The organism is Pantoea sp. PNT03 (genome assembly GCF_014852515.1).
GTDB classification, from domain to species: domain Bacteria; phylum Pseudomonadota; class Gammaproteobacteria; order Enterobacterales; family Enterobacteriaceae; genus Pantoea; species Pantoea leporis.
In genome coordinates this window covers 790,614-809,253 of record NZ_JACVBT010000001.1, presented here as the reverse complement: position 1 = coordinate 809,253, position 18,640 = coordinate 790,614, and the positions used below count along the sequence as shown (strand labels likewise).

At 54.7% G+C, this 18,640-nt stretch carries 14 protein-coding genes and 1 other RNA gene; 4 read left to right on the top strand and 11 right to left on the bottom strand.

The window, feature by feature from the left end; genetic code table 11:
* Window positions 1-23 precede the first annotated feature (23 nt).
* The gene (locus tag IB226_RS03815) at window positions 24-3,077 is read right to left on the bottom strand and encodes an FAD-binding and (Fe-S)-binding domain-containing protein (protein WP_192233646.1); all 3,054 of its coding nucleotides are present in this window, start codon (window positions 3,075-3,077) and stop codon (window positions 24-26) included.
* Between the two features lie 205 nt (window positions 3,078-3,282).
* On the opposite strand from IB226_RS03815, the gene ydiK reads away from it, so the two are divergent.
* Together ydiK and rprA are read left to right on the top strand one after the other, a co-directional pair.
* Window positions 3,283-4,395, top strand: a complete 1,113-nt coding sequence (gene ydiK / locus IB226_RS03810) for an AI-2E family transporter YdiK (RefSeq protein ID WP_101764562.1) — start codon at window positions 3,283-3,285, stop codon at window positions 4,393-4,395.
* A 343-nt stretch (window positions 4,396-4,738) separates the two neighbouring features.
* Window positions 4,739-4,846: antisense sRNA RprA (gene rprA / locus IB226_RS03805), an RNA gene on the top strand.
* 99 nt (window positions 4,847-4,945) lie between these two features.
* Here rprA and ppsA read toward each other — a convergent pair.
* A complete protein-coding gene (ppsA, locus tag IB226_RS03800; RefSeq protein ID WP_192233644.1) occupies window positions 4,946-7,333 on the bottom strand; it encodes a phosphoenolpyruvate synthase in 2,388 nt (795 codons plus the stop codon).
* A gap of 449 nt (window positions 7,334-7,782) precedes the next feature.
* Here ppsA and IB226_RS03795 point away from each other — a divergent pair, with 449 nt between their 5' ends.
* Together IB226_RS03795 and IB226_RS03790 are read left to right on the top strand one after the other, a co-directional pair.
* Window positions 7,783-8,610 (top strand): pyruvate, water dikinase regulatory protein, encoded by an 828-nt coding sequence (locus IB226_RS03795; protein ID WP_110866022.1) that lies wholly within the window; start codon window positions 7,783-7,785, stop codon window positions 8,608-8,610.
* A gap of 195 nt (window positions 8,611-8,805) precedes the next feature.
* Window positions 8,806-9,852, top strand: coding sequence for a 3-deoxy-7-phosphoheptulonate synthase (locus IB226_RS03790; RefSeq protein WP_192233642.1), 1,047 nt, complete (start codon window positions 8,806-8,808; stop codon window positions 9,850-9,852).
* Between the two features lie 7 nt (window positions 9,853-9,859).
* Here IB226_RS03790 and IB226_RS03785 read toward each other — a convergent pair whose 3' ends face one another.
* The 9 genes from IB226_RS03785 to pheT form a co-directional block, all read right to left on the bottom strand.
* A complete protein-coding gene (locus IB226_RS03785; RefSeq protein ID WP_192233639.1) occupies window positions 9,860-11,299 on the bottom strand; it encodes a YdiU family protein in 1,440 nt (479 codons plus the stop codon).
* Window positions 11,300-11,397: 98 nt separating this feature from the next.
* Window positions 11,398-12,141, bottom strand: coding sequence for an EAL domain-containing protein (locus tag IB226_RS03780; protein WP_101764567.1), 744 nt, complete (start codon window positions 12,139-12,141; stop codon window positions 11,398-11,400).
* Window positions 12,142-12,455: 314 nt separating this feature from the next.
* Window positions 12,456-12,914: an NlpC/P60 family protein gene (locus IB226_RS03775; RefSeq protein WP_110866019.1), complete on the bottom strand. Its 459-nt coding sequence runs from the start codon at window positions 12,912-12,914 to the stop codon at window positions 12,456-12,458.
* A gap of 69 nt (window positions 12,915-12,983) precedes the next feature.
* The gene (gene btuD, locus IB226_RS03770) at window positions 12,984-13,730 is read right to left on the bottom strand and encodes a vitamin B12 ABC transporter ATP-binding protein BtuD (RefSeq protein ID WP_192233637.1); all 747 of its coding nucleotides are present in this window, start codon (window positions 13,728-13,730) and stop codon (window positions 12,984-12,986) included.
* On the bottom strand, window positions 13,731-14,276 hold the full coding sequence (locus tag IB226_RS03765; protein ID WP_110866017.1) for a glutathione peroxidase: 546 nt from the start codon (window positions 14,274-14,276) through the stop codon (window positions 13,731-13,733).
* Between the two features lie 39 nt (window positions 14,277-14,315).
* Window positions 14,316-15,299 carry a vitamin B12 ABC transporter permease BtuC gene (btuC, locus tag IB226_RS03760; RefSeq protein ID WP_101764571.1) on the bottom strand — a complete coding sequence of 328 codons (984 nt, stop codon included), beginning with the start codon at window positions 15,297-15,299 and terminating at the stop codon, window positions 14,316-14,318.
* A 90-nt stretch (window positions 15,300-15,389) separates the two neighbouring features.
* Entirely contained in the window at window positions 15,390-15,752 is a 363-nt protein-coding gene (locus IB226_RS03755) for a DUF2502 domain-containing protein (RefSeq protein ID WP_192233635.1), read from the bottom strand.
* Between the two features lie 191 nt (window positions 15,753-15,943).
* Window positions 15,944-16,246 carry an integration host factor subunit alpha gene (gene ihfA / locus IB226_RS03750; protein WP_007892687.1) on the bottom strand — a complete coding sequence of 101 codons (303 nt, stop codon included), beginning with the start codon at window positions 16,244-16,246 and terminating at the stop codon, window positions 15,944-15,946.
* Window positions 16,247-16,250: 4 nt separating this feature from the next.
* Window positions 16,251-18,638 (bottom strand): phenylalanine--tRNA ligase subunit beta, encoded by a 2,388-nt coding sequence (pheT, locus tag IB226_RS03745; RefSeq protein WP_192233633.1) that lies wholly within the window; start codon window positions 18,636-18,638, stop codon window positions 16,251-16,253.
* Window positions 18,639-18,640: the final 2 nt, after the last annotated feature.

Below are 18,640 nucleotides of genomic sequence, written 5' to 3'. Positions count from 1 at the left end.
TTGTGACGTCTCCTACAATTTGTTTACATCATTTCCAGTAATGCTTGCAGTGGATGACGCATGCCGTTGCCTTCTGCGCGTTTTACCTGGCTACGACACGAAAAACCGGTTGCCAGACAGCGCTGACGCGGCAGCTTTTGCAATTGCGGATGCCAGGACAGCTCATAAATCCCCAGCGAATTCTCCAGGTTTACGCTTTCATGGCCATAGGTTCCCGCCATTCCGCAGCAGCCCACATTGACGTTTTCCAGCTTCGCACCAAAGCGCGCAAAAATGCTCTGCCACTGATTCGGCGTGGACGGTAGCGCGGTCACTTCGGTGCAGTGCGCAAACAGATACCAGGCTTCGCCGCTGGCGGTTTGCTCCGCACGTGCCGACAAGGCGGTTTGCAGCCACTCATGCACCAGCTGCACGTTAAACTCGCCGCGCTGCTCGCCCAGCACCTGATGGTACTCATCGCGGTAACAGAGCACTGTCGCCGGATCGACACCGACCATCGGCATGCCCAGTTTTGCCACGCGATTGAGAAAATCAGCGGTTTTGCTGGCGGTGCGCGCAAAGCGCTGCAGGAAGCCTTTCACATGTTGCGCCTTGCCATTCGGTGAGAACGGCAGCAGCACCGGACGATAACCGAGTTTCTCAATCAGCTTGACGAAATCGGTGACCAGCTGTGCCTCGTAATAGCTGGTAAAGGGATCTTGTACCACCAGCACGCAGTTTTCGCGTTGCGCCGCATCCAGCGCTTCTAACTGCTCCAGCGTCAGGTTCATCGCCGGATGGCCGCCTAACTGCTGCTTGAGGCTCGGCGATGACAGCAGCGGCAAATCCACCATGCCGATATGCTTTTTGCTCAGCTCGCGCATCCACGGCTGCTTGAGGAAAAAGTTGAACACCTTAGGCGCTTTGGCCATCAGCGGCGCGTAACTCTCCACGGTGGCTACCAGATGATCGCTCATCGGGCGCAGATAGCGGGTGTGATACAGCTGCAGGAAGCGTGAACGGAAGTTCGGCACATCGATCTTGATTGGGCACTGCGTCGAGCAGGCTTTACACGCCAGGCAGCCCGACATCGCCTCTTTCACTTCGTGCGAGAAGTCATATTCGCCCTGATTTGCGTGCCAGGTATTACGCGTGCGCTGAATCAGCGTACGCAAGCTGGCGCCCTGTTTCGGCAGCGCCTGCTCAAGTTGGGTAGGATCCACGCCCTGCTCGGAGAGCAAACGCAGCCATTCACGCGTGAGTGTGGCGCGCCCTTTCGGCGAGTGAATGCGGTTGCGGGTAATTTTCATCGACGGGCACATTGGGCTACGTGCATCGAAGTTGAAGCACAAACCGTTGCCATTACACTCCATCGCACCGCGCCACTCGTTGCGCACCGTAACCGGAATCTGCCGATCGTAGGTGCCGCGTTTCACCGCATCTACCTGCATCATCGGCTCATCACTGCCGAGCGGTGTACAGATTTTGCCGGGATTCATGCGGTTGTCAGGATCGAACGCGGCTTTGATGCGGCGCAGTTCATTGAATAACGTTTCGCCAAAGAATTCAGGGCTGTACTGCGCGCGGAAACCTTTGCCGTGCTCGCCCCACAATAAACCGCCGTAGCGCGCGGTCAGCGCCACCACTTCATCAGAGATCTGCTTCATCAGCAGCTCCTGCTGCGGATCGCACATATCCAGAGCCGGACGCACATGTAGCACGCCAGCATCCACATGCCCAAACATGCCGTAGCTCAGGCCGTGGCTGTCAAGCAGCGCGCGAAAATCGACGATGTAATCCGCCAGCTGTTCTGGTGGCACCGCGGTATCTTCCACAAACGGAATCGGCTTGGCGCGCCCTTTGGCGTTCCCCAACAGGCCAACCGCTTTTTTGCGCATATTATAGATGCGCTCAATGCCGCCTAAATCGTCACACAGTTGATAGCCGATGACGCCGCCCATCTGCTGCTGCATCAGCTCATCTAAGCGCTGACATAGCGTGCTGATCTGCTGCTCAATCAGTTCGCCATCATCACCGGCAAACTCCACGATGTTGAGCCCCAGCAACTGTTTATCTGGCACATCGGTAATTAATTCATTTACCGAATGCCAGACGATATCTTCTCGCGCCAGATTCAGGACTTTTGAGTCAACGGTTTCCACCGACAGCGCTTTGGCTTCCACCATTATAGGGGCGTTACGCAGGGCCGAGTCGAACGAATCGTATTTGATGTTGACCAGACGGCGCACTTTAGGGATGGGGGTGATGTCGAGGCGCGCTTCGGTAATAAAGGCCAATGTGCCTTCCGCGCCGCACAGCAAACGCGTCAAATCAAACGTCTGCAAATCGTCGCTGAACACATGACGCAGATCGTAGCCGGTCAGGAAGCGATTGAGCCTGGGGAATTTCTCCAGAATCAGATCGCGCTGTTCGCGGCAGCGACTCAACACCTGCTGGTAAATGCGCCCTTCCGCGGTCGGCGTGCTGGCCAGCTGTTCCGCCAGTTCAGTCGGCATGGCGCGCGTATCAAGGATGTCGCCACCCAGCAGCACCGCGCGCAGGCCTTCCACGTGATCGGAGGTTTTGCCATACATCAGCGAACCCTGGCCTGAAGCATCGGTGTTGATCATGCCGCCGAGCGTGGCGCGGTTGCTGGTGGAGAGCTCCGGCGAGAAGAAGAAGCCATACGGCTTGAGCCACGCATTGAGCTGATCTTTCACCACGCCCGCTTCAACCCGCACCCAACCTTGCTCGGTGTTGATTTCCAGGATGCGGTTCATGTAGCGCGACAGATCTACCACGATGCCCTGATTCAGCGACTGTCCGTTGGTGCCGGTGCCGCCACCGCGTGGCGTAAACACCAGGCTGGTAAAACGGGTTTCACCGGCAAGGCGCGCAATCAACGCCACATCCGCCGTCGAGCGCGGAAACAGCGCCGCATCAGGCAGCAGCTGATAAATACTGTTGTCGGTGGCAAGCGAGAGGCGATCGGCATAGCTGGTGGCGGTATCGCCGGTAAAGCCTTGCTCTTTCAAGGACTGCAGGAATGTCAGCACCAGTTGAACGAGGCCCGGTGCCTGAGAAATCTGTGGGATCATTATTGAGTGACCGAGATGTTGTAAACGTTTGCGTCGTGATTTTTTTCAGCCCTTGGTTTTATCATACTTTTCTGCTGGCTGCTGTTTTTTCAGGAAAGCGCGCCGCCGTCGCTGCTTTTCCTGTTTAATTTTCAGGAAATAGATCATCATTAATCAGGGCTGTTCAGCCCCACTCTGAAGGATTCAATCGAGGTTAACCGTTGTGATGAAAGACCTGCAACGCGGTATGGATTTACCGCAAATGCTGTTTTCACTGATGTTCATTCTAATCATGATCATCGCCAGTCTGTGGGTGGTGCAGCCCTTTATTCTTGGCTTCGCCTGGGCCAGCATGGTGGTGATCGCCACCTGGCCGTTGATGATTCGTCTACAGCACATGTTGTGGGGACGCCGCTCGCTGGCGGTGATCGCCATGACCATATTGCTATTACTGCTGTTTATTATTCCTATCGCCCTGCTGGTCAGCAGCCTGATTGATAACAGTGCGCCGGTGATCGCCTGGGCAACGCAGCGCCATCTGGTAATGCCTGACTTCGATTGGTTGCGACAGATTCCCTACGTCGGCAGGAAACTCTACTCGAGCTACCACAAATTAGTGGATGGCGGCGGCGCGGCGATGCTGAATCAGGTGCAGCCTTATATTGGTCGCACCACCGGCTTCTTTGTGGCGCAGGCCGGCCACTTCGGCCGCTTTATGATGCACCTCATCGTGATGCTGTTGTTCAGCGTGCTGCTCTACTGGCGCGGCGAGCAGGTGGGCCACGGCATTCGTCATTTTGCCTATCGCATGAGTGGACGCCGTGGCGATGCCGCAGTGCTGCTGGCCGGTCAGGCGATTCGTGCTGTGGCGCTAGGCGTGGTGGTCACCGCGCTGGTTCAGGGCGTGCTCGGCGGTATTGGTTTAGCCATTTCCGGCATTCCTTACGCCACGCTGTTAACCGTGTTGATGATTCTGACCTGCCTGGTGCAGCTCGGGCCGCTGGTAGTGTTAGTGCCAGCGATTATCTGGCTGTACTGGAGCGGCGATACCACGTGGGGCACGGTGCTGCTGGTGTGGAGTTGCGTGGTCGGTACGCTGGACAGCGTGTTGCGTCCGGTGTTGATTCGCATGGGTGCCGATCTACCGATGATCCTGATTCTTTCCGGCGTTATTGGCGGATTGATTGCTTTCGGTATGATTGGGCTGTTTATCGGTCCGGTGGTGCTGGCGGTTTCTTATCGTCTGGTTTCAGTGTGGATGCATGAAGCGCCCGAACCGGATGACGATGTGCAGACCGCCATCGAAGCGTTGGCCGATCACGAAGAAGAACTACATTAAGCGTTCCCCGCCGGGTCGCCGTTCATGGCGACCTCATTCACATTAACGCCCACTTAGCGAAGATGCACGTTCTCTCAGTTTTACACTGGCCTTACTTTAACCGGCCTAATGCCCCAACATCGCCACCGCGCATTTCTTACTGATAATAATTTTTTTCCATAAGCGATTTTTAAGAAAAAACGCAGTTTTAGGCGCTTTAGGCGGAATTCTCTTACGGAATGATTATTTTTACAGCTGAATTGCCGCTTAGCAGGGAAGAAAAAGGCCACGAAAGGTTATCAGCTTTAAACTAATAAGAGGATTCTTAAAGACGCCAGCGAGCCTGATCAATAACATGTTTCCTATGTTTTGAATCAAGCTACTGATTTCTAAACAACCTTATTCCCCTGAGTAAAGTGAAGAATTGCTGTGTGTAGTCTTTGCCCATCCCCTGTGATGGGCTTTTTTTTGGCTTTTTTTCAGACAAAAAAACAAGGCCAGCAGCGCTGACCTTGATAATTACATTAATGACACGTCAAATTCTCATCTGATGCATCAAATTACCGCCTGGTTAATGTTTGGATGCGTTCAGCTCTGCCAAACTCAACCAGGTTTCAACCACGGTATCCGGATTAAGCGACAGGCTATCAATGCCCTGCTCCATTAACCATGCCGCAAAGTCCTGATGATCCGACGGTCCCTGACCACAAATACCGACGTATTTGCCCTGTTTTTTCGCCGCTTTGATCGACATCGATAACAGCGCTTTCACGGCATCATTACGTTCATCAAACAGCGCGGACACCACGCCAGAGTCACGATCGAGGCCCAGCGCCAACTGCGTCATGTCGTTGGAACCGATGGAGAAGCCATCGAAGTGCTCGAGGAACTGCTCAGCCAGCAAGGCGTTGGACGGGATCTCACACATCATGATCACTTTCAGGCCATTCTCGCCGCGCTTCAGACCGTTTTTCGCCAGCTCGGCGACCACCGCTTCGGCTTGATCGACGGTACGCACGAACGGAATCATGATTTCAACGTTGGTCAGCCCCATTTCGTTACGCACGCGCTTCACCGCTTCGCACTCCAGCCTGAAGCAGTCGCGGAAGTTGTCAGCAACGTAGCGACCGGCGCCACGGAAACCGAGCATCGGGTTCTCTTCTTCCGGCTCATAACGCTCGCCACCCACCAGGTTGGCGTATTCGTTGGTTTTGAAATCGGAAAGACGAACAATCACCCGTTTCGGCGCAAATGCGGCACCCAGCGTCGCAATCCCTTCGGTTAGACGGCCGATGTAGAACTCAATCGGGTCATCAAAGCCTTTCATCATCTGACGAATCTGCTGCTGCAATTCCGGCGTTTGCTGATCAAACTCCAGCAACGCTTTGGGATGCACGCCAATCATACGGTTGATAATAAACTCAAGACGCGCCAGGCCAACACCTTCGTTCGGCAAGCAGGCGAAATCGAACGCACGATCCGGATTACCGATGTTCATCATGATCTTCAGCGGCAGTTCCGGCATGGTATCGACCTGCGAGCTGGTAACTTCGAAGTCCAGCAGTTGGTCATAGACATAACCGGTATCACCTTCGGCGCAGGAAACCGTGACTTTATGGCCATCTTTCAGGTGATCGGTGGCATCGCCACAGCCCACCACCGCTGGAATGCCCAGCTCACGCGCGATGATCGCTGCGTGGCAAGTACGACCGCCGCGATTGGTGACGATGGCTGAGGCTTTCTTCATGATCGGTTCCCAATCGGGATCGGTCATGTCGGTTACCAGCACATCGCCTTTTTCAATGCGATGCATCTCGCTGATGTCGTGGATGACTTTGACTTCACCGGCGCCGATGCGATGACCAATGGCGCGGCCTTCGACCACCACGTTGCCTTTGCCCTGCAGCGTATAACGTTCCATCACCTGACCGTTGGAGCGCACCGTTTCCGGACGCGCCTGCACGATGAACAGTTTGCCGGTGTGGCCATCTTTCGCCCATTCAATGTCCATTGGGCGTTTGTAGTGCTGCTCAATCAGCACCGCCTGACGCGCCAGCGCCTGCACTTCGTCATCGGTTAAGCTGAAGCGATCGCGCTGTTCCTGCTCGACATCTTCAATCCGCACCTGCTCGCCATGCTCCTGCGAATCCGCATACACCATGCGCAGCTTTTTTGAGCCCATGGTGCGGCGCACAATCGCCGGACGATTGGCGGCCAGCGTTGGTTTGTGCACGTAGAACTCGTCGGGGTTCACCGCGCCCTGCACCACCATTTCGCCCAAACCAAAGGCAGACGTGATAAACACCACCTGATCAAAGCCCGATTCGGTATCAATGGTAAACATCACGCCCGACGAAGCGAGGTCCGATCGCACCATGCGCTGAATACCGGCCGAGAGCGCCACGCCGCGATGGTCGTAGCCCTGATGCACACGGTAGGAGATGGCACGATCGTTAAATAAGGAGGCATAAACGTGCTTCACCGCGATGATGACCGCGTCATAACCCTGCACGTTAAGGAAAGTCTCCTGCTGGCCGGCAAACGAGGCGTCGGGCATATCCTCGGCGGTGGCTGACGAGCGCACCGCAAAGGAGGCGTCGGCATCATCAGCAGAGAGTTGTTCGTAGGCGCTACGAATTGCCGCTTCCAGTTCAGGCTGGAATGGCGTGTCGATCACCCATTGACGAATCTGTTTACCCGCTTGCGCGAGCTCAGCAACATCATCAACATCCGTTTTATCCAGCAAATCATAGATCCGCTGGTTCAGTCCGCTTTGATCGAGGAACAGATTAAACGCGTAAGATGTGGTCGCATAACCGTTTGGTACGGAAACTCCCAGCGACGACAAATTCGTAATCATTTCTCCAAGGGAAGCATTCTTGCCTCCCACCCGATCAACATCATGCATGCCAAGCTGGTTGTACCAGAGCACTAGCGACTGTTGGTCTTGATTGGACATTGAGATTATCCTTTTAAATGATGTGAATACACATGGAACATTTTGCTATTCGCCAAACCAGCCTGGCACAACCGATTAATAAAGACTAAGTGTTGAATCGTTAAAGCAGGAAAAGAAAGACAAAATCGGATTAGTACTTAGAATTAATTGTGTTGCGCAACCGCCCTATTTCACGCTAATAGATTGCTGTAGCGATATTTTTCCCCTTTTCAGAGGGTTAGCGATTGATTTTTGTTGCGCAACGCCCTCACACTTTATTTCATGCGCGAAAAGGAAAATGCGCGAAAATAATGCTTTTCAAAACAGCATTTCATCTAATATTGATTATTCACTGATTCATCTTTGTGAGCGCAATAGCGGACAATATGGATATTTCATTTTATTATTATTTAAAATGAAATGTTGTCATCGATAATTTGGGCATTGCTACGCAAGAGGATATTTGCACTATGAACACTGAACGCAGCGTATTCTACATCTCTGATGGCACCGCCATTACCGCCGAAGTGCTGGGCCATGCGGTGTTATCCCAGTTCCCGGTGATAACCCACAGCGTGACGCTGCCATTTGTCGAGAATGTGCAACGCGCTCAGGCGGTTAAAGCGCAGATCAACGCGCTTTACCAGCAGAGCGGCGTGCGCCCGCTGGTGTTCTTCTCCATCGTCACACCCGACGTCCGTGAAATTATTCTCGAAAGCGAAGGCTTTTGTCAGGACATCGTGCAGGCGCTGGTAGCACCGTTGCAGAGCGAACTCGGCGTGGCGTCAATGCCGGTGGCGCACCGCACGCACGGTTTGACCGCCAGCAACCTCGGCAAATATGACGCGCGCATCGCCGCCATTGATTACACCCTTGCGCATGATGATGGCATTTCCCTGCGCGGCCTCGAAGATGCGCAGGTGATTCTGCTCGGCGTGTCTCGCTGCGGCAAGACGCCCACCAGCTTGTATCTGGCAATGCAGTTTGGCGTGCGTGCCGCTAACTATCCGTTTATCGCCGATGATATGGATAACCTGAAACTGCCGCCGGCGCTGCGTGCACATCAGCATAAGTTGTTTGGTTTAACCATCGACCCGGAACGCCTGGCGGCGATTCGCCAGGAGCGCGCGGAAAATACCCGCTACGCTTCGTTGCGCCAGTGCCGTCTCGAAGTAGGCGAAGTGGAAGCGCTGTTCCGCACCAACCAGATTCGTTATCTCAACAGCACCAACTATTCGGTGGAAGAGATCGCCACCAAAATCCTCGATATCATGGGTCTGAGCCGCAGCATGTATTAGGTTTCTCTGCCGGTCGCCATAAGTGGCGACCTCCCGCCACATACCGGGCCTGTATTGCAATCGTAAAGTCTGGCTTCCGTCTGGTTTTAAGACCTTTGTTTTTAGCAGGTTGAATTCGCAGGCTATTAGTTTATTGTGATCACCATCACTTCCCGGTATTTCACCGCTGCGAAGAACAAATTTTTGAGAATCTCAATGAACAAGACTGATGAACTGCGTACCGCGCGCATCGGTAGCCTACTGACTCCGGCTGCGCTCGCGCATGAACACCCTATTTCGGCAGATATTGCCGCCAACGTCACCGCTTCCCGCCAGCGCATCGCACGCATTCTGACCGGTGAAGATCCGCGTCTGCTGGTGATTATTGGCCCTTGCTCGCTGCACGATCCTAAAGCGGCGATTGAGTATGCTGAACGTCTGAACGTGCTGCGTGAGCGCCATAAAGATCGTCTGGAAATCGTGATGCGTGCCTATTTCGAAAAACCGCGCACTGTGATTGGCTGGAAAGGCCTGATCTCCGATCCCGATCTGGATGGCAGCTACGATGTAAACCGCGGCATCGCCATTGCGCGCAAACTGCTGCTGGATATCAACGCGCTGGGCATGCCAACCGCCACTGAATTCCTCGATATGGTGATCGGCCAGTTTATTGCCGACCTGATCAGCTGGGGCGCGATTGGCGCGCGTACCACCGAAAGCCAGATTCATCGTGAAATGGCGTCAGCGCTCTCCTGTCCGGTCGGTTTCAAAAACGGCACCGACGGCAACGTGCAAATTGCGGTCGATGCGATTCGCGCCGCGCGTGCCAGCCACATGTTCCTGTCACCGGATAAAAACGGTCAGATGACCATCTATCAAACCAGCGGTAATCCGCATGGTCACGTGATCCTGCGCGGCGGTCGACAGCCGAACTATCACGCCGAAGATGTGGCCGCGGCAGCGGCCAATCTGCGCGACTTCAATCTGCCGGAGCAATTGGTGATCGACTTCAGCCACGGCAACTGCCTGAAGCAGCACGGTCGTCAGCGTGACGTTGCCGATGATGTGGCGGCGCAAATCCGTGCCGGATCGCGCGCGGTTGCGGGCGTGATGATCGAGAGTTTCCTGCAGGAAGGGAATCAGAAAGTGGTGAGCGGTGCGGCGCTGACCTATGGTCAGTCAATCACCGATCCGTGCCTCGGCTGGGAAGACAGCGCCGAGGTGCTGGCAAAACTGGCTGCCGCGGTCGACAGCCGTTTTTAATGCTGATCTAGCTGGAACAACTCACTTCCAGCGTTTTGCCCCACTCTGGTGGCCGTTGGCGCAACTCTGCGCTGACGGCCGCATCGCTAAACGGTTGCTGTAACGCGCCATGTAGCTTCGCTAACGCCGTGGTCTCGCCGTTCTCGACCTCTTCAATCACCTGCTGTGCCAGATAGTTGCGTAACACCAGCGCCGGATTAGCCGCTTTCATCACCGCCTGACGCTGCGCATCGCTGGCGTGGTCTTGCAACAAACGCTGGCGATAATCGCTGTACCAGCGATCAAAGGCCTCACGATCAATAAACTCATCACGCAACGGCGAACGGCTTTCATCTTGCTGCGTGTCGCTCAGCATGCGGAAGGTCAGCGTGTAATCACTGTGTTCCGCCGTCATCATCGACAGCAAGCCGGTCAGAAGCGTGTTGTCATTGGCATCCGCCGTCAGCAAGCCGAGTTTGGCACGCATTTTCTCCCCCCAAACGCGCATCAGCTCACCTTCATAATGACCCAGCGCCTGCTTAAGCTGCTCGGTGGTCATCAAGCCCGACAAGGCATGCGCCAGGCGATTAAGGTTCCACAAGCCAATCATCGGCTGATTTTCGAAAGCGTAGCGGCCCTGATAGTCACTGTGATTGCAGATGTAATCCGGCTGATAGTCGTCGAGGAAACCGTAAGGGCCGTAATCCAGCGTTAAGCCCAGAATCGACATGTTATCGGTGTTCATCACGCCGTGCGCAAAGCCAACGCTCTGCCAATGGGCGATCAGGCTGGCGGTGCGTTTAACGATATCGGTGAACCACAGCAGGTAACGATCCGCTTCATCCTTGAGCTGCGGCCAGTGATGGCGAATGGCGTAATCCGCCAGCTGGCGCACTTTGTCTTGTTCACCGCCGTAATAGAAATGCTCAAAATGACCGAAACGCAGATGGCTGTCGGCAATGCGCATCAGCATCGCACCGCGTTCCTGGGTTTCGCGTAGCACCGGCTCATCGCCAATGGCTAACGCCAGCGCGCGCGTGGTGGGAATGCCCAGATGGTGCAGCGCTTCAGACGCGAGGAATTCGCGTACGCTGGAGCGGATCACCGCGCGACCGTCGCCCATGCGCGAATAGGGCGTTAATCCGGCCCCTTTTAAGTGCCAGTCGAGCTTGCGACCGTTGGCCAGCTGCTGTTCACCCAGCAGAATGCCGCGCCCATCGCCCAGCTGTCCGGCCCAGACGCCAAACTGATGGCCACTATAAACCTGCGCCAGCGGCGACATGCCGGGCAGCATTTCGCGTCCTGACCACACGCCATGCCCGCTGCCGGCGAACAGCGCATCATCTAAACCCATCTCTTGTGCCAGCGGCGCATTGTGATAAAACAGCCGTCCACCCGCTAATGGCGTTGGGTCCAGCGCGGTATAGAATCCGGGTAATTCTTGCTGCCAGCTATTGGTAAATTGCATCGACACTCCGGAAGGTGCGCTTAAATCAGGCACCCGCAATAAGTTATAAGATAACAGAGAGTGTAACGCCGACGCGGCGCGTAAGACAGGCGAAAGGGTTACTGCTGCGAAGGCGTGTGTAAATTCAGGTCGGAATAGATGAGATCGTCAAGACGTTCAGCTTTCACCACCGGGAACAGGCTGCCCTGTAGCTGCGCACCACTCAACGTGGTCATCTTTTCCATCATGTGGTTATCGTCAATACCACAAATAATGATCTGGTCCGCAAAATCGGAAAAATTATTGATAACTGTCTGAATAAAAGGCGTAAACGAGGCGCGTTTGGCCAGGTTGTGAATAAAGGCTTTATCCAGTTTTAACACGCTAAACAGATTATCGTACACCGCGGTTGCCGGTGCTTTTCCTGCGCCAAATTGTGAAAGCGATAAACGAAATTCACTTTGTAATGCTGCGAGCAATGGATGGGATTTACCCAAAGATAATTGCGGAAACGTTTCGCTGATATCTAAAACAATAAAAGGGATTTGTCGGAATTTCCTTAACAGAAATTCGCTGGCTAAAAGTGTATTGGCCATAGAATCATCAATACGTACCAACGCGGTAATTTGATTAATCTCAAAAAAGTCGCGGTACTTTTCCAGCAATGAAAGCTGGCTCTGCAGCAAACGTAATTGCTGCGCATCGTCCAATTGCGGCAACAGCAAATCCTGCGGCAGCGTAATAGGTGCGCTGTCGTGGACAAATTGCGTCACCAGCTCGACCGCAGTCAGCTGGCCCGCCAGAGAGTAAACTGGATAAAACCAGGTTTCCGACTGATAGTCGGCAGACAAATGGACTTTCATTTTTCAAGCCAGAAGCAATGGCAATTGGCGCATCGTATATCAACGAATTCCACCAGGCAATAGGACCAAACGTTTGAAGAGGTGCCGTTTTAGGTCTTATTACGCTGATTTAAACCGCAAATAATACTTAAGCCAAATAAGCCGGGGTTAATGTCCATACCAATTAAATAAATTTAGCTTTATTATTAGTATTAAATCGATGGCGGGTAAAGTGCCATTTTAAATGATAGTTAAATATCGGCAGAATTCAGATTTAATTCAGGGTGAGATACCCTTTCTTTTTTCGCGTCTTTATTAAGCGATAACAACGCTATTTAGATGCGACGCGCCTGCCAAAATACTTTACGCCAGTAAACATTATCCAGCGACGAGCGGATCACACCCTGGCTGGTCGAGGCGTGAATAAAGGTGTTGTCGGTATCGTAAATACCGACGTGCAAACCGTTTTCTCCACTGCCGGTTTTGAAGAACACCAGATCGCCAGGCAGCAGATCGCCCTTGTCGATGCGCGTACCAATGTCGGTTTGATCAATGGTCGAGCGCGGCAGCTGCATATCGAATTTATCGCGGAAGGTGAGATAGACGAAGCCGGAACAATCCACGCCACCGCGGCTTAATCCGCCATAGCGATACGGCGTTCCCCGCCAGCGGCTCAGCTGATCGTTGAGTTGGGCAATCACGGTGATAGAGTCAGACAAACGGCCATTCGGCGGCGGTGCATGATGGCTACAGCCCGCCAGCAACAGTGTCAAAATCAAAATTGTCAGCCGCATCCGCCTTTCCCTTTCTCCCTTGTCCGGCAGACACTGTAGCGGCAAAGCGCCACGGCACGCAATCCTCTGTCAGGGAATAAACAGCAGCGGGCCTTGTGCGGTATCAATTTGTTCAAACGGGGTTTGGTAAAGCGGCGCTAAATGCGCAGCGGTCAGCACCTCGCTGGCCCTGCCCTGACGGACAACCGCGCCTTGATGCATTAACCACACGCGAGCGGCATGGCGCAGGCTGTGGTTGAGGTCGTGCCCGCTGGCAACAATCGCCAGGCCGCTGCAACACAGTTCAGCCAGCAGCTTATCGACCGCGCGTTGCTGCGCCACGTCGAGTGCACTCATCGGCTCATCCAGTAGCAGGAGTTTGCCGCGTGAATTGATCGCCGGATGAACCTGCAACACCACGGCAGCCAACCGCACGCGTTGCCATTCGCCACCAGAAAGCTGCGTAAGACTGCGCGTCAGTTTGTCCTGCAGCGCTAACTGCGCGAGCACCTCTTGTAACACGCAGTCTGTTTCCGTCGTTTGTGCGGTGATGTGCATGCGTAAGTAATGCCACACCGGCATTTGTCCCGGCGCCATCTGCTGTTGCGGCAGCCAGCCGCGCAGCGGGGCCAATGCCGCACCGTTTAACGTAGATAGCGGCGCGCCATCCAGCAGAATGCTGCCCTGACTCGGCAACAAACCGGACAGCGCGTTGAGCAAGGTACTTTTGCCGGCGCCGTTCGGCCCCACCAGATGCACTAATTCACCGGCGTTAACGCTCAGTTCAACGGGAGCCAGCCGTCCTGTGACGCTGACTCCCTGACACTGCAATAGCATTTATTCGGCCAGCGCCTGCTCTACACTTTTCAGGATGATGGGATCGTCTGGCGTCATATCCGGTGAGAAGCGCGCAATGACTTTGCCCTGCTTATTAATAAGGAATTTTTCGAAGTTCCACAGGATATCGCCCGGCGCTTTCGGCGCGCGCCCTTTGCTCTCCATGCGCTCGAGGAAACCGCTGCCTTCCGGGCGTTGCGCCACTGGCTGCGCCGCCGTCAGCTGCGCATAGAGAGGGTGACGATGCTCGCCGTTGACATCGGTTTTATCGAACATCGGGAAAGTTACGCCGTAAGTGGTGCTGCAAAAGGTTTTGATCTCTTCGTTACTGCCCGGCTCTTGCTCGAGGAACTGATTGCATGGGAAGCCAAGCACGCTGAACGGCTTATCCTGCCAGGCTTTCTGCAGCGATTCTAACTGCTCATACTGCGCCGTCAGGCCACATTTGGATGCCACATTGACTACCAGTAGCACCTTGCCCTCATAGGCCGCCAGCGTGGTTTTTTCACCGTCCAGCGTAACCAGTTCTGTCTGATAAATGCTCATCGTCGATTCCTGTTGTTGATAACACGTTGCCAGCCAAAGCTAGCGCGAAGACTTCACTAATAACATGATAAACAGCGGCGCGCCGAGCGTGGCCGTTACCACGCCAATCGGCAGTTCGGCAGAGGTTAACACCAGCCGCGCAATAATATCCGCGCCAAGCAGCACTGCGGCACCGGCTAACGCCGCCGCAGGCAACAAATAACGATGATCGCTAAAACCGCTGAGACGCAATAGATGCGGGATAACCAGACCAATAAAACCGATCGCACCCGCCATCGCTACGCTCACGCCCACCAGCCAGCCCATCGCCAGCACCAGCAGGTTGCGCCACAGCAGCAGCGGTAATCCGAGCTGACGTGCCGAGGTTTCGCCCAGCGCCAGCAAATTCAACGTGCGTGCGGTGGCGATCAGCAGCAGCGTTACCGGCAGCAGCGCCAACATCATCCAGCCATAGCGCCAGTCGATGCCGCTAAAGCCGCCCATCATCCAGTACATCAGCTGACGCAGATCGAGGCTGGTGCTAAAGTACACTGCCCACGTCATGATGGCGCTACAGATAATGCCAAGCGCTACGCCGGTCAGCAGTAAGCGGCTCACTGAGAGTTGTTTGTGAGCGAAGTGCAGCAGCATCAGCGTAATCAGCAGCGCACCGGCCATGGCCGCCAGCGCTAAGCTCCATAGCGAACCGTTACCGAGCATCACGCCTAATACCAGACCAATCCCCGCCCCGTTAGACACGCCAAGTAAGCCGGGTTCCGCCAGCGGATTGTTGAACAGCGCCTGCATCACCACGCCGCACACCGCCAGCGCCGCACCCACCAGCAGCACCGCCAGCGTGCGCGGCATGCGCAGTTGCCAGACGAACAGATCGCCTTCCGCCGAAAACCATTGTGTGGGGGAGATCCAGCTGTCGCCGGCACACAGGCTAAGCCCGATGAGCAGCAATAGCAGCGCAATGAGTGCGATGAGCCAGCGCTGGCTGCGGCGATTTGCCTGGGAAGCAAGCTGATCCAGCAGAGTCATAGATAAGATTGGCTGAGAAAACAGAGATTTGATTGTAGTGGGATTACAGCAAAAAGAAAGCGGCGCTGTGGAGGCGCCGCTGGAGAAGCCTTACTGATGCGGAGGAAGCGGCTGACCATGATTATCACGCTTCTGCTGATTGTCACGCTGGTCGTGATGCTGCGGTTGCGGCTGACGTTTGTCGTCGCGGTGCGGTCCATTGCCCGGATGCTGCGCCTGCCAGCCGTTACCGTTCCAGTAACCGTGCGGACCTTTGGTGCCGATGCGCTGGTTATGGTGCTGTTTCCACCACGTTGGCGCGCGCCAGTCGTAGCCATCCCAATAGTAGCCACGTTTATCCTGATCGCCGATATGAATCGAAACGCCCGGTGTATTGATGTTGACGGAAACATTGGCGCTAGCCAGCAGCGGCATGCCTAACAAGACACTTAATAAAATTGCTGTCTTTTTCATTATTCGAACCTTTTGCTCTGTGATGGCGCTGTTATAACAAAAGTGTTGATGCCGTCACTATCGGTGAGGACCGATTTTCGCCCTATTTTCCGGATACTTACTAAATCCTTACATCGTGAATAAATCGTGAGGAGCGGCCAGATTTAAGACAAAAAAAAAGGCCGCTAAGCGGCCTTTTTGTCGTACTGAAATTAGTCAGCATCCTTGGGTGTCGCGTTCTCGACGCGACTTTTCAACTTCTGTCCTGGACGGAACGTCACCACTCGGCGCGCGGTGATAGGAATATCTTCCCCCGTCTTCGGGTTACGGCCCGGACGCTGGTTTTTGTCACGCAGATCAAAATTACCAAATCCGGACAGTTTTACCTGTTCTCCGTTTTCCAACGCGCGGCGAACCTCTTCAAAAAAAAGTTCTACCAACTCTTTGGCATCGCGTTTGCTCAACCCGAGTTTTTCAAACAGGTACTCTGACATTTCAGCTTTTGTAAGCGCCATAGGTTCAATCCCTCAAGGTTGCCTGGAATCGCTCTTTTAATGCCGCAACGCATTTGGCAACGGTCGCGGCAATCTCCTCTTCTTCGAGTGTCCGGCTGGTATCCTGCAAAATCAGGCTAATCGCTAGGCTCTTTTCACCTTCGTTTACGCCCTTACCACGGTACACGTCAAACAAGTTTACGCCAACTACCTGATTTACGCCAACTTTCTTACACTCCGCAATGATATCTGCTGCAGGCACATTTTCAGCCACCACAACGGCGATATCACGACGGTTTGCCGGGAAGCGAGAAATCTCGCGCGCATCAGGCAGGACGCGGTCTGCGACCTTATTCCAAAGCAGTTCAAACACTAAGGTGCGACCATTCAGATCCAGCTTACGTTCCAGCTCTGGATGAACCACCCCGATAAATCCGATTCGTTCGCCGCGTAAATAAATTGCGGCGCTTTGTCCTGGATGCAGCGCCGGATTGGCTTCCGCACGGAAGGAAATCTCATCAAGTTTACCGGTCAAATCCAGCAGCGATTCTAAATCGCCTTTCAAATCATAGAAGTCAACCGTCTGACGCGCCAGATCCCAATGCTCTTCATAGCGATTACCGCTTAAAACGCCGGCCAGCATAAGATCCTGGCGGATACCCAGATCGGCCTGTGTATCAGGAACAAAGCGTAAACCGCTTTCAAACAGGCGTACGCGGCCCTGCTGACGGTTTTGGTTATACACCACCGCGCCAAGCAAACCGGTCCACAGCGACAGGCGCATTGCCGACATATCGCTGGATATTGGGCTGGGCAGGATCAGCGCCTCTTCGCCCGGATGCAGCAACTGCTGCAGTTTTGGATCGACAAAGCTGTAAGTAATCGCTTCCTGATAACCTTTATCTACCAACAGATTTTTCGCACGCTTCAGCGACAGGTCGGCTTCACGATGCTGCGTCATGATCAGGCTGGCTTTCACCGGCACATCAGGGATGTTGTTATAGCCGTAAACACGCGCCACTTCTTCGACCAGATCTTCTTCGATAGCCATATCGAAACGCCAGCTTGGCGCAACGGCTTGCCACTCACCTGCACTCACTTTCACTTCGCAACCCAAACGCGTCAGGATGTTAGTAACCTGTTCGTCAGCAATCACATGGCCAATCAGACGATCGAGCTTTTCACGGCGCAGCGTGATGGTGGCGCGTGGCGGCAGCGCGCTCGCGTCAGTTTGGTCGATGACCGGGCCCGCTTCGCCGCCACAGATGTCGAGCAACAGTTGCGTCGCGCGTTCAATCGCTTTGTGCTGCAACGCTGGATCGACGCCACGCTCGTAACGATGTGACGCGTCGGTATGCAGGCCCTGACGGCGAGCGCGGCCGGTGATCGCCAGCGGATCAAAGTAGGCGCATTCGAACAGCACATTTTGCGTCTCTTCATTGACACCGGAATGCTCGCCACCAAAGATGCCGCCCATCGCCAGCGCTTTGTGGTGATCGGCAATCACCAGCGTGTCGCTGCTGAGTTTAGCTTCGGTACCATCCAGCAGCGTCAGCACTTCGCCCTCTTCTGCCATACGCACCACGATGCCGCCGTCGATGCGGTCGAGATCGAAGGCATGCATCGGCTGACCAAGCTCCAGCAGTACAAAGTTGGTGATATCGACCACCGGATCGATTGAGCGAATACCGCAACGACGCAGCTTCTCACGCATCCACAATGGCGTATCGGCTTTGACGTTGACACCTTTGACCACGCGGCCAAGGTAGCGCGGGCACGCGGCGGTGGCATCAACGCGAATCGGGAAGGTATCGTCGATGGTGGCCTTTACCGGTTCAATCGCGGGTGCCGTCAGCGGCAAACCGTTCAATACTGCTACATCACGCGCAATCCCGATGATGCCCAGACAATCGGCGCGGTTTGGCGTGACGCTGATTTCAATGGTGTTGTCATCCAGCTGCAGATAGCTGCGGATATCGGTGCCAATTGGCGCATCGGCTGGCAGCTCGATGATGCCGTTGTGATCGTCGGAAATACCCAGCTCAGAGAAGGAGCACAGCATGCCTTCAGACGGCTCGCCACGCAGTTTTGCTGCTTTGATTTTGAAATCGCCCGGCAGCACAGCGCCAACGGTCGCCACCGCCACTTTCAGGCCCTGACGGCAGTTTGGCGCGCCGCAGACGATATCCAACAGGCGATCGCCACCGACGTTGATTTTGGTGACGCGCAGTTTGTCGGCGTTCGGATGCTGGCCGCACTCAACCACTTCACCCACCACGACACCGTGGAACGCACCGGCAACCGGATCCACGCCGTCCACTTCAAGGCCGGCCATGGTGATTTGCTCAGACAGCGCAGCGCTGTCCAGGGCTGGATTTACCCATTCGCGTAACCAGAGTTCACTGAATTTCATTG

Bases quoted from the DNA above. Each gene is read 5' to 3' on its own strand.
- IB226_RS03780 (WP_101764567.1), bottom strand. From the start codon at position 12,141: ATGAAAGTCCATTTGTCTGCCGACTATCAGTCGGAAACCTGGTTTTAT.
- IB226_RS03815 (WP_192233646.1), bottom strand. From the start codon at position 3,077: ATGATCCCACAGATTTCTCAGGCACCGGGCCTCGTTCAACTGGTGCTG.
- btuD (WP_192233637.1), bottom strand. From the start codon at position 13,730: ATGCTATTGCAGTGTCAGGGAGTCAGCGTCACAGGACGGCTGGCTCCC.
- pheT (WP_192233633.1), bottom strand. From the start codon at position 18,638: ATGAAATTCAGTGAACTCTGGTTACGCGAATGGGTAAATCCAGCCCTG.
- IB226_RS03775 (WP_110866019.1), bottom strand. From the start codon at position 12,914: ATGCGGCTGACAATTTTGATTTTGACACTGTTGCTGGCGGGCTGTAGC.
- ppsA (WP_192233644.1), bottom strand. From the start codon at position 7,333: ATGTCCAATCAAGACCAACAGTCGCTAGTGCTCTGGTACAACCAGCTT.
- IB226_RS03795 (WP_110866022.1), top strand. From the start codon at position 7,783: ATGAACACTGAACGCAGCGTATTCTACATCTCTGATGGCACCGCCATT.
- IB226_RS03790 (WP_192233642.1), top strand. From the start codon at position 8,806: ATGAACAAGACTGATGAACTGCGTACCGCGCGCATCGGTAGCCTACTG.
- IB226_RS03765 (WP_110866017.1), bottom strand. From the start codon at position 14,276: ATGAGCATTTATCAGACAGAACTGGTTACGCTGGACGGTGAAAAAACC.
- IB226_RS03755 (WP_192233635.1), bottom strand. From the start codon at position 15,752: ATGAAAAAGACAGCAATTTTATTAAGTGTCTTGTTAGGCATGCCGCTG.
- btuC (WP_101764571.1), bottom strand. From the start codon at position 15,299: ATGACTCTGCTGGATCAGCTTGCTTCCCAGGCAAATCGCCGCAGCCAG.
- IB226_RS03785 (WP_192233639.1), bottom strand. From the start codon at position 11,299: ATGCAATTTACCAATAGCTGGCAGCAAGAATTACCCGGATTCTATACC.
- ydiK (WP_101764562.1), top strand. From the start codon at position 3,283: ATGAAAGACCTGCAACGCGGTATGGATTTACCGCAAATGCTGTTTTCA.
- ihfA (WP_007892687.1), bottom strand. From the start codon at position 16,246: ATGGCGCTTACAAAAGCTGAAATGTCAGAGTACCTGTTTGAAAAACTC.